The sequence below is a fragment of the Streptococcus sp. 1453 genome (genome assembly GCF_013276955.1).
GTDB lineage: Bacteria > Bacillota > Bacilli > Lactobacillales > Streptococcaceae > Streptococcus.
The window spans coordinates 1-965 of sequence record NZ_VMLZ01000029.1 but is presented as its reverse complement, the minus strand read 5'-3'; the positions used below and the strand labels follow the sequence as shown (position 1 = coordinate 965).

The window sequence follows — 965 nt, the reverse complement described above, 5'->3', positions numbered from 1 at the left end:
TCAGAATCAGCATCGACAAGTGCCTCAACGAGCGCGAGCCAATCAGCTTCTGAATCGGCATCGACAAGTGCCTCAACGAGCGCGAGCCAGTCAGCTTCTGAGTCAGCCTCAACAAGTGCTTCAACGAGCGCGAGCCAATCAGCTTCTGAATCGGCATCGACAAGTGCTTCAACCAGTGCAAGTCAATCAGCGTCTGAATCTGCATCAACAAGTGCGAGCCAGTCAGCTTCTGAATCAGCATCGACAAGTGCTTCAACGAGCGCAAGTCAATCAGCTTCTGAATCAGCATCAACAAGTGCAAGTCAATCGGCGTCAGAGTCCGCATCGACAAGTGCTTCAACAAGCGCGAGCCAGTCAGCGTCTGAATCGGCATCGACAAGTGCCTCAACGAGTGCAAGTCAATCAGCGTCTGAATCAGCTTCAACAAGTGCCTCAACAAGTGCAAGTCAATCAGCGTCTGAGTCAGCATCGACAAGTGCCTCAACAAGTGCAAGTCAATCTGCATCAGAGTCAGCTTCAACAAGTGCCTCAACGAGCGCGAGCCAGTCAGCGTCTGAATCGGCATCAACAAGTGCTTCAACGAGCGCAAGTCAATCAGCGTCAGAGTCCGCATCGACAAGTGCCTCAACAAGTGCAAGTCAATCTGCATCAGAGTCAGCATCGACAAGTGCCTCAACGAGCGCAAGTCAATCAGCATCTGAGTCTGCCTCAACAAGTGCCTCAACAAGTGCCTCAACGAGCGCAAGTCAATCAGCGTCAGAGTCCGCATCGACAAGTGCTTCAACAAGCGCAAGTCAGTCAGCGTCAGAGTCCGCATCGACAAGTGCCTCAACGAGCGCAAGTCAGTCGGCGTCAGAGTCTGCTTCAACAAGCGCAAGTCAATCAGCATCAGAGTCAGCATCGACAAGTGCTTCAACGAGCGCAAGTCAATCAGCGTCAGAGTCCGCATCGACAAGTGCTTCAAC

1 protein-coding gene is annotated in these 965 nt (G+C 52.3%); it reads left to right on the top strand.

The genetic code is table 11. The features are described from left to right. A partial coding sequence (locus HW098_RS10790) for a hypothetical protein (RefSeq protein WP_176140021.1) occupies nucleotides 1–965 on the top strand: 965 nt, incomplete at both ends.